The organism is Streptomyces sp. NPDC050315 (genome assembly GCF_040655775.1).
Taxonomy (GTDB): domain Bacteria; phylum Actinomycetota; class Actinomycetes; order Streptomycetales; family Streptomycetaceae; genus Streptomyces.
On sequence record NZ_JBFAKN010000009.1, the window covers coordinates 200,993 to 213,570 of the forward strand.

A 12,578-nucleotide genomic window follows, 5' to 3' on the forward strand; every position below is an offset into this window, starting at 1 on the left:
CCCCCCGGCCCTGCGAAGCTGTTGTCCGGTGACTCATCCGAGCCCCCTCCCCCAGGGGACACGGCGAGCGGCCGGATGTTCCCCACACCCGCCGCGCCGCCCGGCCCCAGGTCCTCAACGCACACGTCATATGCGCCTGCGCGTATGCGACAGCGCCAGGGTGACACGGCCTCGCGCCCACCGCTCGCATTCCGCCAAGTCCGTGCCGGACAGGACATCGGGGCACGGCTCGGTACGGGCCGTCGCTCCAGGTCAGTGCGGCGGCGCGACGGCGGGGGCGGCCGAAAATTTCTCCGCGGGAAGGCGGGCGGCAGGGGGAAGCGGAATCTCCGCGGGGAGCACGGGACGGGATGTCGTACCGGGTGGGCGCCTGCGCGCGGGGCGCGGAGGCGGCGCCACACCGGTCAAGCGGAGGGGCGGGGCGCCGGGCCGGGAAGCGCACCGCCGAGCGGCCGGCGAGGAGCCGGAACGCTCAGCGCCTCGCCATGAACCAGAACCGTCAGCCCTTGGCCACGAGCCGGGCCATGAGCCGGAACGGTCAGCGCTTCGCCACGAAGACGTGCTGCGCGATGTCCGTGGCCAGCTCGGCGGCCTCGCCGCTGCTGCCGACCAGCACCCCGGCCGGCGACTCCGTCACGCTCACCACGGCCCCCGGCTGCACCCCGGCCCGCCGCAGCGTGTACATCAGCTGGGCGTCCGTCTGGATGGGCTCGCCGATCCGCCGCACGACAACGGTCTTGCCGTCGGCGCCCGGGTCGAGGTCCATCAGGCTCAGCAGCCCCTCGTCCAGGAAGGCATCGGCCTCGGACTTCTCGCCCAGCTCGTCCAGGCCGGGGATGGGATTGCCGTACGGCGACTCGGTCGGGTGCCGCAGCAGCTCCAGGACGCGGCGCTCCACCGCCTCGCTCATGACGTGCTCCCAGCGGCAGGCCTCGGCGTGCACCTGCTCCCACTCCAGGCCGATCACGTCGACGAGCAGGCACTCGGCGAGCCGGTGCTTGCGCATCACACGTGTGGCCAGGCGGCGGCCCTCCTCGGTCAGCTCCAGGTGGCGGTCGCCGGCGACCTGGACCAGGCCGTCCCGCTCCATCCGCGCCACGGTCTGGCTGACCGTCGGGCCGCTCTGGTCGAGCCGCTCGGCGATGCGCGCGCGCATCGGGACCACACCTTCCTCTTCGAGCTCAAGGATGGTGCGGAGATACATCTCCGTGGTGTCGATCAGTCCGGACATGCGTGCCCCTCGGCTGTGTCGTGCGGTGGCCCTGAACTCAATTCTGACGCATCCCGCTGACAACTGGACCGCGTGCGGCCCGAAGGCCGCCGCCGGACCCCGCGTCCGGCCGGTGACCGGGGGCCCTCGCACGGAGTCGCGCGGACTCCGGCCCGCGCCGGCACCTTTCGGCCGTACGGTGCGGGTGCCGTATTGACAGGGCACTGGTCCAGACCGCAACGTGAGCCGCGCCACGAGGGCGGTACCGGCCCGGGCCGGACCATACGAGGAGAGGGGCACTCCGCGATGGGCGAGAGCGGGAGCGGCGGGAGCAGCGCGAGCAACGGGCTGGCCGGGCAGTACTTCGATGCCGCGATCGACCTGCTGCGGACGGTGCGGGACACCCAGGGCGAGGTGATCGCCGAGGCCGGGACGCTGCTCGCCGACACCGTGGCGGCCGGCGGCCGGATCTTCTGCTTCGGCGCCGGGCACTCCTCGCTGCCCGCCCAGGACACCGTCTACCGGGCCGGCGGCCTGGCGGTGATGAACCTGCTGGCCGTGCCCGGTGTGGTGGGCGTGGACGTGATGCCCGCGACGCTCGGCAGCGCGCTGGAGCGGGTCGACGGGCTGGCCGCCGCCGTACTGGACAGCAGCCCCGCGCGGGCCGGCGACGCGCTCGTGATCATTTCGCTGTCCGGGCGGAACCCGCTGCCGGTGGAAATGGCGCTGAACGCCCGCGCGCTCGGCCTGAAGGTCATCGGGCTGACCTCGGTCGCGTACGCGGACGACACCAAGTCGCGGCATGTGTCCGGTACGTACCTCAAGGACCACTGCGACATCGTCCTGGACAGCCGCATCCCGGTCGGCGACGCGGAGCTGACGGCGCCGGGCATCGAGGCGCCGTTCGGGCCCGCGTCCACGGTCGTCACCAGCGCGGTCATGCAGGCGGTCGTGGCGACGGCGGCGGGGGCGCTCGCCGAGCGCGGCATCGACCCGCCGCTGCTCCGCTCCGGGAACGTGGACGGCGGACACGACTGGAACGGCCGGGTCATGCGGGAGTACGCGGACCGGATCTTCTACCGGCACTGAGGAACCGGGGCGCGAGATGAGCCGTACTCCCGCGCCCCGGGCGCCTCACCCCTTCCCCAGCGCCTCCGCCAGGTCCAGTGACGCGGCGATGCGGGAGGCGACCTCTTCGGCGTACGCGGCGTCCGCGCGGTCGAAGGGGCGGCGGGAGGCGCCGCGCAGGAACGTCGCCACGCCCAGCGTCCGGCCCCGGCTGCGCAGCACCACGCACAGGCCGTGCACCGTGCCCTCGGGCCACTTGCGGGCCGCCGCCCAGCCCTCCGGCGTGACCGCCAGGCCCGCGCTGGCCCGTACCGAACCGCGGCGCCGGTACGCCTGGACGGCCGGGTGCCCCGGTACGTACGTCAGCGGGATGCCGGTCCCCGTGATCGGCTGCGCCGGGCCGGGCGCGCCCGTGGGCGAGGCGAGGGCGCGGATCAGCCGGGGCGCGGGCTCGGTCGCGTCGTCGGGGGCCGCGGCCAGGTCCGCGTCCTCGATGGGCGTGGTCGCGTCCATATCGGAGAGCGGCGGGCCGGCGGGCGAGGCGGGCAGGGCGAGGTCGACCAGGCCGTGGTCGGCGAAGCCGGCCAGCGCGAAGTCGAGGTGGACGGCGGCCGCCTCCCCCGGGTCCTCGCACTCGGCGGCCGCGCGGCCCGCGCGGTGCAGCTGGTTGGCGCGGAAGCGCAGCAGCGAACTGTCCTGTTCGGCGCGCTTGAGGTCGGTGATGTCCTGGAAGAGCCAGCCGACGCCGAGCGGGACGGGCTCCTCGGCGAGCGGCGACGCCAGCCGCAGGAAGCCGCTGCGCCAGCACCGGCGCGGCTCCTCGGCCTCCTCGGAGCGGAGCGTCACCCACAGCTCGGTGGCGGCCGGGGGCGCGCCCTCCGCCAGTACGTGCTGGAGCGCAGCCTCCAGCTCCTCGACGCCCTGCACGAGCAGATCGCCCAGCGGGCGCCCGAGGACGTGCGTGCGCCCGAGGCCCAGGGCGCGTGCGGCGTGCGCGTTGACGACGGCGGGGCGCAGGTCGGCGTCGACGAGGACCACGCCCCAGGACGCGTCGTCGAAGAGGGCTTCGCTGAGCGCGATGGAGCGTTCGAGGTCGATCTGGGTGTGGACCTCGCTGAAGGCGCAGTACACGCCGGCGGGCGCGCCGTCGGCGCCGGTGACGGCGGAGGACTGGGTCCGTACGAGGACCCGGCCGCCGTCCTTGGTGAGCAGCGCGAACTCGTGCACCTGGCGGCCCGGGGAGGTCATCGCGGCCATCAGCGCCGCATGCACCTCGTCGGCGTCCTCGGCGCGCACCGCCCAGCCGGCCAGCCCCGGGCGGCCGACCGCCTCGGCGGCGGTCCAGCCGAGGATGCGCTCGGCCTCTCGGTTCCAGTGGGTGACGGTGCCGTCGGCGTCGAGGGCGCACAGGGCGGCGTCCATGCCGTCCAGGAGGGCGGCGAGCAGGCCGGAGTCCTCGCTGTCGGGTGGCGGCGGCGGGTCCGTTTCCGCTCCCTGGTCGTGGCTCTGGTCCGGGCGGCCCGGTTCCCCGGGCAGCGCGGCATTGAAGTGGCGGGACGAAGCAGTCACTGGCACCCCCTGCTGGACGCGGCTGCACGTGCTGCACGTCGGATCATTCAACTGGAACGTGACACAGCCCACACCCCATTCCGCGAAATCGGTGCCCGCCGGAAATTCGGTTGTGGGGCGCCGGTCGGGTTCCTAGTGTGTGGTGCACACGAGAAGGGAGGTGGTTCGGCAGATGTATGCATACCGGACGCGTGAGGTGGCTGCGGGCTAGCGGCCCGTCGCTTCACTCAGTGCAGCGCCGGACCAGCGCACGAGACCTGTGCGCAGCCGGCCAATCCCAAGCAGTCACCCGACCCGCGGGCCGCCGGTTCGTCCGACCGGCCCCCGACGCCTCCCGGCGCCGGGGAAATGGCCCGCGGGTCGTCTGCGTTTCCGGGCCCGCGCAGGCCCCGCAGGGCCGTTTCCCGCCGCCTTACGGCGCCAGCCGCTCCACCGCCCAGCCCGTCTCCGTACTCACGTACCGCAGCCGGTCGTGCAGGCGGTTCTCGCGGCCCTGCCAGAACTCCACGGATTCGGCGGCGACCCGGTAGCCGCCCCAGTGCGGCGGTGCCGGCACCTGCTCGCCCTCCGGATAGCGGGCCGTGAGCTCCGCGTACGCCCGCTCCAGCTCCTCCCGCGAGCCGACCACCGAGGACTGCTCGCTGGCCCAGGCGCCGAGCTGGGAGCCGTGCGGGCGGGTGCGGAAGTACGCGGCGGTCTCGTCGCGGCCGATGCGTTCGGCGGTGCCGCCGATGATGACCTGGCGGGCGAGCGGGTGCCAGGGGAAGAGCAGCGAGACGGCCGGGTTCCCGGCGAGGTCGCGGCCCTTGCGGCTGGTGTAGTTGGTGAAGAAGACGAAGCCGCGGTCGTCGAACGCCTTCAGCAGGACGGTGCGGGAGCTGGGCCGCCCGGCCTCGTCCGCCGTGGAGACGACCATGGCGTTCGGTTCATGTATGCCGCTCGCGGCCGCTTCTTTGAACCAGCGCGCGAACTGTTCGTACGGAGTGCCGGCGAGGTCTTCCTCGGCGAGGCCGTGCGCGCGGTACTGGGCGCGCATCGAGGCGGGGTCGGGGTGGTGGGCTGCGGATGCGGCGTCGGCAGAGTGCACGGGCATATCTTGCAGCATCGGCCGGGTCGCGCGGGCGGTCGGCGGGCTGCTCGTGAGCCACTTGTGGCCTGGCAGTCTGCCCGCCTTGGGTGGTGCGTAACCCTCCCGTTGGGAAATCGCACAGTGTGCCGGATGTCACGCTTCCCCGCACGTGGCGAACCCACCAAAATCATCTGCTGGGACGCTGTGGGCTCCGGACATCCGGAGATATGGTGTCCGCCCCTGAAACGCATTGGAACGCCGGAAAGAGCCGGTGACGTACCGTCACCGCCCGCGGTCCGACACGGAATGCGGGGACCGCCGGGCGAGCGCGAGCAGTCCAGGCAAGGAGCACCGACGACCGCATCACACGTGACCGCACGGCCCCGACCGAACGGCAGCGTGGCCACGAGCCGACGCGCCGTCCCTAGCTTGAGGAGCAGCCTGATGTCCGACTTCGTACCCGGGCTCGAAGGAGTCGTCGCGTTCGAGACGGAGATCGCCGAACCGGATAAGGAAGGCGGCTCGCTGCGGTACCGCGGCGTCGACATCGAAGACCTGGTCGGCCAGGTGTCGTTCGGGAACGTGTGGGGCCTGCTGGTCGACGGGGCGTTCAACCCCGGCCTGCCGCCGGCCGAGCCGTTCCCGATCCCCGTGCACTCCGGTGACATCCGGGTCGACGTGCAGTCCGCGCTGGCGATGCTCGCCCCGGTATGGGGCCTGAAACCGCTGCTGGACATCGACGAGGCCGAGGCGCGCGACAACCTGGCGCGCGCCGCCGTCATGGCGCTGTCCTACGTCGCCCAGTCGGCGCGCGGCCAGGGCCTGCCGATGGTCCCGCAGAAGGAGATCGACAAGGCGGACACGATCGTCGAGCGCTTCATGAAGCGGTGGCGGGGCGAGCCCGACCCCAAGCACGTGAAGGCCGTCGACGCGTACTGGACGTCGGCCGCCGAGCACGGCATGAACGCCTCGACCTTCACCGCCCGCGTCATCGCCTCCACGGGTGCCGATGTGGCCGCCGCGCTCTCGGGTGCGGTGGGCGCGATGTCCGGTCCGCTGCACGGCGGCGCGCCGTCCCGCGTGCTGGGCATGATCGAGGAGATCGAGCGCACCGGTGACGCGAAGGCGTACGTGAAGCAGGCGCTGGACCGCGGCGAGCGGCTGATGGGCTTCGGGCACCGGGTGTACCGCGCGGAGGACCCGCGCGCTCGCGTGCTGCGCCGGACGGCCAAGGAGCTGGGCGCGCCCCGCTTCGAGGTCGCCGAGGCGCTGGAGAAGGCGGCGCTGGAGGAGCTGCACAACCGCCGGCCCGACCGGATCCTGGCGACCAATGTGGAGTTCTGGGCGGCGATCACGCTGGACTTCGCCGAGGTCCCGGCGCACATGTTCACGTCGATGTTCACCTGTGCCCGTACGGCCGGCTGGAGCGCGCACATCCTGGAGCAGAAGCGGACCGGCCGGCTGGTGCGGCCCTCCGCCCGGTACGTGGGCCCGGGGTCGCGGAGCCCGCAGGAGATCGAGGGGTACGCGGACATCTCGGCCCGCTGACGGCCGCAGAGCCGTAGCTGACGCCCGGCGCCCTCAGTGGCCCAGTGCCCCGTCCAGGAGGCGGGACCACTGGGCCACTACGCGTTCGCGGCGGGGGGTGTCGTCGCTGAGGAGGGTGGCCAGCCCCAGGCCGCGCGCCATGTCGAGGAGGCCCTGGACGGTCTCGCGTACACCGGGGACGGTCTCGTCGGCGCCCAGGAGTTCCACGGCGATCCGGTGCGACTCGCGGCCGACGCGGGCCTCCAGTTCGGTGACCCGGCCGTGCAGCTGGTCCTCGTTGGCGGCGGCGACCCAAAGGTGCAGCGCGGCCCGGAAGAGCGGGCCGGTGTAGAGGTCCACGACGGCGGCGACCACGGCCCGGCGGTCGGCGGGCGCGGAGCCGGGGAAGAGGGCGCGCAGCGCCTGGGACCGTTCCTCCGCGACGTACTCGACCGCCGCGGTGAACAGGTCCTCGCGGGTCGGGAAGTGGTGCTGCGCGGCGCCCCGCGAGACGCCCGCACGCTCGGCCACCACGGACACCGTGGAGCCCGCCCAGCCGTGTTCGGCCAGGCAGGAGACGGCGGCTTCGAGGAGCTTGCGGCGGGTGGCGCGGCTGCGCTCCTGCTGGGGTTCTCGGCGTGCTGAGGTCATCGTGACCATGATGGCTCCCGGCGTTCGAGGAAGGCCGTCATGCCCTCCCGTGCTTCGTCCGAGGAGAATAGGCGGGCCGATTGTTCGGCCAGCGCGGCCGTGTCGCGGTCGAAGGCGCGGAGCGTTTCGGCCGTGGTGAGTTTCTTGGATTCGGCCAGTCCCTGGGGGGATGCCTTGCGGAGCCCGGCGAGGAGGGGCGCGAGCGCCTCGTCCACGTCCTCCGCGGCCAGGGTGATCAGGCCGGTACGGGCCGCCTCCGTGGCGTGGAAGCGTTCGCCGGTGAGGTAGTAGCGGGTGGCGGCCCGGGAGTCCATGCGGGGCAGTACCGGCATGGAGATCACGGCGGGGGCGAGGCCGAGCCGCGCCTCGGTGAAGGCGAAGGTCGCGGCGGGCCCGGCCACGGAGATGTCGCAGGCGGCCAGGAGGCCGAGGCCGCCGGCCCGTACGTGGCCCGTGACGCGGGCGACGACGGGCTTTGGCAGCTCGACGAGGGTACGGAGGAGGCGGGCCAGCCCCAGCGGGCCGTCCTTGGACGGGCCCGCTGCCGCTTCGGAGAGGTCGGCGCCGGCGCAGAAGGTGGTGCCGGTGTGGGTGAGGACCACGGCCCGGGTGTCGGGGTCCTTGGCGGCGTCGGCGAGTGCCTCGTACAGCTCGGTGACCAGGGCGGTGGAGAGCGCGTTGCGGTTGCGGGGCGAGTCGAGGGTGAGGGTGGTGATGCCGCGCTCGTGGGAGCGGGGAACGAGCGTCATGCGGTCCTCCTTTCCCGGGCGCGGAGTTCGCGCCGCAGGATCTTGCCGGTGGCGGCGCGCGGCACGGCGTCCGTGAACTCCACCCGCCGGATCTTCTTGTAGGGGGCCACCTGCGCCGCGACGTACGCGATGATCTCCTGCTCGGTGAGCAGCGCCCCCGGCTGCCGTACGACATACGCCTTCGGGATCTCGTTGCCGTCGGCGTCGGTCACGCCGATGACGGCCGCGTCGGCGATGTCCTCGTGCTGGAGGAGCAGCGCCTCCAGGTCGGCGGGGGCCACCTGGTACCCCTTGTACTTGATCAGCTCCTTGACCCGGTCGACGACGTGCAGCCAGCCGTCCGCGTCGCAGTAGCCGATGTCGCCGGTGTGCAGCCAGCCGTCCGCGTCGATCATCGCGTCGGTGGCCTCGGGGCGGCCCAGGTAACCCTTCATGACCTGGGGGCCGCGGATGAGGATCTCGCCGGTGGCGCCCGGCCCGAGGTCGGCGCCGCCGTCCAGCGCGAGGATGCGCATCTCGGTACCGGGCAGCAGCTTGCCGACCGCGCCGGGCGGCGCCTCGCGGGCGTCGCGCGGCACGACGTGGGTGCCGGGCGAGAGTTCGGTCATGCCGTACGCCTGGAGGAGCGGCGGCAGTTTCAGGCGCGCGGAACAGGCGGCCGCCAGGTCGGCGTCCAGCGGCGCCGCCGCGCTCAGTACGTACTCCAGCGAGGAGAGGTCCCGACCCGCGACGGCCGGGTGCTTGGCGAGCGCCAGGACGATCGGCGGAGCCACATAGACCGCGTTGACCCGGTGGGTCTCGATGGCGGTCAGGAAGGTGTCGAGGTCGAAGCGGGGCAGGACGACGACGGTGGCGCCCTGCCGCAGCGGGGCGTTCATCAGCGCGGTCATCCCGTAAATGTGAAAGAAGGGAAGAACCGCCAGAATGCGGTCGCCGGGGCCGCCGCTGAGGACGCCGTCGAGCTGGACGAGGTTGGTGGCGATGTTGCGGTGGGTGAGCATCACACCCTTGGGCGCGCCGGTGGTGCCGGAGGAGTACGGCAGACAGGCCAGGTCCTCCGCCGGATCGATGGTGACCTGCGGCTCGGGCGCCTCGGTGGCCAGCAGGTCGGTCAGCGACCGGTGCCCTTCGGCGCCGTCGCAGACGAAGATCTCCGTCACGCCGCCGCACTTCTCCGCCGCGCTACGGGCCGTGGCCAGCAGCATCGAGACCGTCACCAGCCAGCGGGCGCCGGAGTCGCGCAGCTGCTTCGCCACTTCGTCCGCGGTGGCGAGCGGGTGGACGGGCGTGACGACGGCGCCGCAGCGGGAGGCGGCGTAACAGACGATCGGGTACGCGAGGGAGTTCGGGCTGTGCAGGGCCAGCACATCGCCCTTGCGGACGCCCGCGTCGGCGAGGGCCGCCGCGAGCCGGCGGGTGCGCGCCTCCAGCCCGGCGTAGGTCAGGGTGGTGCCGTTCAGGCCGTCGACCAGGGCCACCCGGTCGGCGTGCGCGACGGCCGAGTGACCCAGTACGGCTTCGTGGATGGGCAGGTCGAGCGGTGCGACATCGGGGAACTCGCTGCGGAACACCATGGACTCACGGCCCTTCGCTCGATGGTCGGACGGCTGCCGGCTGCGGCGTGGGGGACGAACAATGGCGAACTATGGCGAACGACGACGGACGATGTCCCGCAGCATGACGCCCCTCAGTACGACTTGGGGAGCCCCAGGGACTGATGGGACACGAAGTTGAGGATCATCTCCCGGCTGACCGGGGCGATTCTGGCCACCCGCGCCGCGGTGATCATCGAGGCGAGGCCGTACTCCGTGCTGAGGCCGTTGCCGCCGAGGGTGTGCACGGCCTGGTCGACGGTCTTCACCGCGGCCTCCCCCGCCGCGTACTTGGCCATATTGGCGGCCTCGCCCGCGCCCATGTCGTCGCCGATGTCGTAGAGGTGAGCGGCCTTGTGCATCATCAGCCGGGCCAGCTCGATGTCGATGTGGCACTGGGCGAGCGGGTGCGCGATGGCCTGATGCGCGCCGACCGGCTCCTTCCACACCTGCCGGGTCCTGGCGTACTCGACGGCCCGCTCCAGCGCGTAGCGGGCCATGCCGAGGGCGAAGGCGGCGGTCATCACGCGCTCGGGATTGAGCCCGGCGAAGAGCTGCAGCAGCCCCGCGTCCTCGTCGCCGACCAGCGCGTCCGCAGGCAGCCGCACATCGTCCAGTACCAGCTCGAACTGCTTCTCCGGCGCGGCCAGTTCCATGGAGATCGGGTTGCGGGAGAAGCCGGGGGTGTCGCGGGGGACGATGAAGAGGCAGGGCTTGAGCTTGCCGGTCCTCACGCCTTTATCAGACACAGCCTCCGTACGGCCGACGATCAGCGTCGCCTCCGCGATGTCGACGCCGGAGACGAAGACCTTGCGGCCGTTGAGTATCCAGCCGCCGGTCTCCGGGTCGCGGCGCGCCGTGGTGGTGATGCGGTGCGAGTTGGAGCCCGCGTCGGGCTCGGTGATGCCGAACGCCATCTTGCGCGAGCCGTCGGCGAGGCCGGGCAGCCACTGCCGCTTCTGCTCCTCGGTACCGAAGCGGGCGATGACCGTGCCGCAGATGGCGGGCGAGACGACGAGCATCAGAAGGGGACAGCCCGCGGCACCCAACTCCTCCAGGACGATGGACAGTTCGGTGATGCCGCCGCCCCCGCCGCCGTACTCCTCGGGAAGGTTGACGCCGAGGTAGCCGAGCTTGGCGGCCTCGGCCCACAGCTCGTCGGTGTGCTTGCCGTCGGCGACGACCTGGGTGAAGTACTCGCGTCCGTACCGCTTGCCGAGGGCGGCTACGGCGTCGCGCAGGTCCTGGTGCTCTTGAGTCTCGATCAGGGGCGTACTGGTCACTACGGCTCCTTGAGATCAGTCGGATACGACGGCGAGCAGGGCGCCGACCTCGACCTGGCGGCCGGGCTCGGCGTGCAGAGCGGTGAGGGTTCCGGTGACCGGGGCGGTGATCCGGTGCTCCATCTTCATGGCCTCCAGCCACAGCAACGGCTGACCGGCCTCGACAGCGGCTCCCTCGGCGAGCCCGTCCGCCACGCGGACCACCGTTCCGGGCATCGGGGCCAGCAGAGACCCGGGCTCCTGGCGAGCCGTGGGGTCGGGGAAGCGAGGCAGCGCCGTAAGCGTGGTACCGCCCACGTACACCCGGTCGCCGTGCACGGAGACCTCGTACGTACGCCGCACGCCCTCGGCCTCCAGCACGATCCGGTCGGGGCCCGCGTGCACGACCACCACGCCCTCGGCGGCCAGGCCGCCCCGGGTGTGCCAGTAGCGGACTTCGTGCTCCTCGCCGTCAGGCTCGGTGCGGTACCGCTTGACCTGCGGCTGCGACGGCACGTTGCGCCAGCCGCCGAAGCGTGAGCGGCCGTGCGCGTCGGCGAGGGCGGCGGCCAGCGGCGCGTACGGGTCGAGGGTGACGGCCGTGAGGCCGGGCAGGTGCCGGTCGTAGAAGCCGGTGTCCATGCGCGCCTCGGTGAACTCCGGGTGGCGCAGGGACCGTACGAGAAGGTCGCGGTTGGTGACCGGGCCGTGGATGCGGGCCCGCTCCAGCGCACCCGCAAGCTTGCGGACGGCGGCAGTGCGGGTGGGTGCCCAGGCGACGGCCTTGGCGAGCATCGGGTCGTAGTGGATGCCGATGGTGTCGCCGTCGGCGTAACCGGAGTCCAGGCGGACGCCCGACACGGAGAGGCCGTGCAGGGTGCCGGTCTGCGGGGCCCAGCCGGCGGCCGGGTCCTCGGCGTAGAGGCGCGCCTCGACGGCGTGACCGCGCGACTCCGGCGGCGCGGCGGGCAGCGCCTCACCCTCGGCCACGCTCAGCTGCAGCGCGACCAGGTCGAGGCCGAAGATCTCCTCGGTGACGGGGTGTTCGACCTGGAGGCGGGTGTTCATCTCCAGGAAGTGCGCGGTGCCGCCGACGACGAGGAATTCGACGGTGCCGGCGCCGCGGTACTCGGTGGCGCGGGCGGCCTGCACGGCCATCTCGTACAGCTTCGCCGTCAGTTCGGGGGTGAGTCCGGGGGCCGGGGCCTCCTCGATGACCTTCTGGTGGCGGCGCTGGAGTGAACAGTCACGGGTGCCCAGCGGCCAGACCGTGCCGTGCGCGTCGGCCAGGATCTGCACCTCGACGTGGCGGCCGCCCTCGATGTACGGCTCGACGAAGACCTCGCCGTCCCCGAAGGCACTCAGCGCCTCGGCCCGCGCAGCCTCCAACTCGCCCTTCACCTCACCCAGTTCGCGTACGACGCGCATACCGCGTCCGCCGCCGCCCGCCGCCGCCTTCACCAGTACCGGCAGGTCGTCCTCGGTGACCTCGGCCAGCGGGGCGATGCCCAGCAACTCTTTGGCCCGGGTCTTGGAGGCCATCGCCTCGATGGCCTCCGGAGGCGGCCCCACCCAGATCAGCCCCGCGTCGATGACGGACCGGGCGAAGTCGGCGTTCTCGGAGAGGAAGCCGTAGCCGGGGTGGATCGCGTCCGCCCCCGCGGCCTGGGCGGCTTTCACGATCAGCTCGCCCCGTAGGTACGTGTCGGCGGGTGCGGCCCCGGGAAGCCGCACCGCCGCGTCGGCCTCGCGCACGTGCAGGGCGTCCGTATCCGCGTCGGAGTGCACGGCGACCGTGGATATGCCCAGGTCACGACAGGTACGGAAGATACGGCAGGCGATCTCGCCGCGGTTGGCGACGAGGAGGGTGTGGATCACTGC

At 72.7% G+C, this 12,578-nt stretch carries 10 protein-coding genes; 2 read left to right on the forward strand and 8 right to left on the reverse strand.

What is annotated here, in order from left to right; translation table 11 throughout:
* Positions 1-538: 538 nt before the first annotated feature.
* Positions 539-1,231: a metal-dependent transcriptional regulator gene (locus AB0I82_RS30010; protein ID WP_030254379.1), complete on the reverse strand. Its 693-nt coding sequence runs from the start codon at positions 1,229-1,231 to the stop codon at positions 539-541.
* Between the two features lie 285 nt (positions 1,232-1,516).
* Here AB0I82_RS30010 and AB0I82_RS30015 point away from each other — a divergent pair, with 285 nt between their 5' ends.
* On the forward strand, positions 1,517-2,299 hold the full coding sequence (locus AB0I82_RS30015) for an SIS domain-containing protein (RefSeq protein ID WP_363260534.1): 783 nt from the start codon (positions 1,517-1,519) through the stop codon (positions 2,297-2,299).
* A 45-nt stretch (positions 2,300-2,344) separates the two neighbouring features.
* Here AB0I82_RS30015 and AB0I82_RS30020 read toward each other — a convergent pair whose 3' ends face one another.
* Both AB0I82_RS30020 and pdxH read right to left on the reverse strand, forming a co-directional pair.
* On the reverse strand, positions 2,345-3,724 hold the full coding sequence (locus AB0I82_RS30020; protein ID WP_363260718.1) for a PAS domain-containing protein: 1,380 nt from the start codon (positions 3,722-3,724) through the stop codon (positions 2,345-2,347).
* Positions 3,725-4,259: 535 nt separating this feature from the next.
* Entirely contained in the window at positions 4,260-4,940 is a 681-nt protein-coding gene (gene pdxH / locus AB0I82_RS30025; RefSeq protein WP_363260535.1) for a pyridoxamine 5'-phosphate oxidase, read from the reverse strand.
* 420 nt (positions 4,941-5,360) lie between these two features.
* On the opposite strand from pdxH, the gene AB0I82_RS30030 reads away from it, so the two are divergent.
* A complete protein-coding gene (locus tag AB0I82_RS30030; protein ID WP_363260536.1) occupies positions 5,361-6,464 on the forward strand; it encodes a citrate synthase 2 in 1,104 nt (367 codons plus the stop codon).
* Positions 6,465-6,497: 33 nt separating this feature from the next.
* Here the strand turns inward: AB0I82_RS30030 and AB0I82_RS30035 are convergent, their stop codons facing one another.
* The 5 genes from AB0I82_RS30035 to AB0I82_RS30055 form a co-directional block, all read right to left on the reverse strand.
* A complete protein-coding gene (locus tag AB0I82_RS30035; protein WP_363260537.1) occupies positions 6,498-7,103 on the reverse strand; it encodes a TetR/AcrR family transcriptional regulator in 606 nt (201 codons plus the stop codon).
* A complete protein-coding gene (locus AB0I82_RS30040; RefSeq protein ID WP_363260538.1) occupies positions 7,091-7,843 on the reverse strand; it encodes an enoyl-CoA hydratase family protein in 753 nt (250 codons plus the stop codon). Before AB0I82_RS30040 ends, AB0I82_RS30035 begins: the two co-directional genes overlap by 13 nt.
* The gene (locus AB0I82_RS30045) at positions 7,840-9,417 is read right to left on the reverse strand and encodes a 4-coumarate--CoA ligase family protein (protein WP_363260539.1); all 1,578 of its coding nucleotides are present in this window, start codon (positions 9,415-9,417) and stop codon (positions 7,840-7,842) included. Before AB0I82_RS30045 ends, AB0I82_RS30040 begins: the two co-directional genes overlap by 4 nt.
* A 113-nt stretch (positions 9,418-9,530) precedes the next feature.
* The gene (locus tag AB0I82_RS30050) at positions 9,531-10,718 is read right to left on the reverse strand and encodes an acyl-CoA dehydrogenase (protein WP_363260540.1); all 1,188 of its coding nucleotides are present in this window, start codon (positions 10,716-10,718) and stop codon (positions 9,531-9,533) included.
* Between the two features lie 15 nt (positions 10,719-10,733).
* The gene (locus AB0I82_RS30055) at positions 10,734-12,575 is read right to left on the reverse strand and encodes a biotin carboxylase N-terminal domain-containing protein (protein WP_363260541.1); all 1,842 of its coding nucleotides are present in this window, start codon (positions 12,573-12,575) and stop codon (positions 10,734-10,736) included.
* Positions 12,576-12,578: the final 3 nt, after the last annotated feature.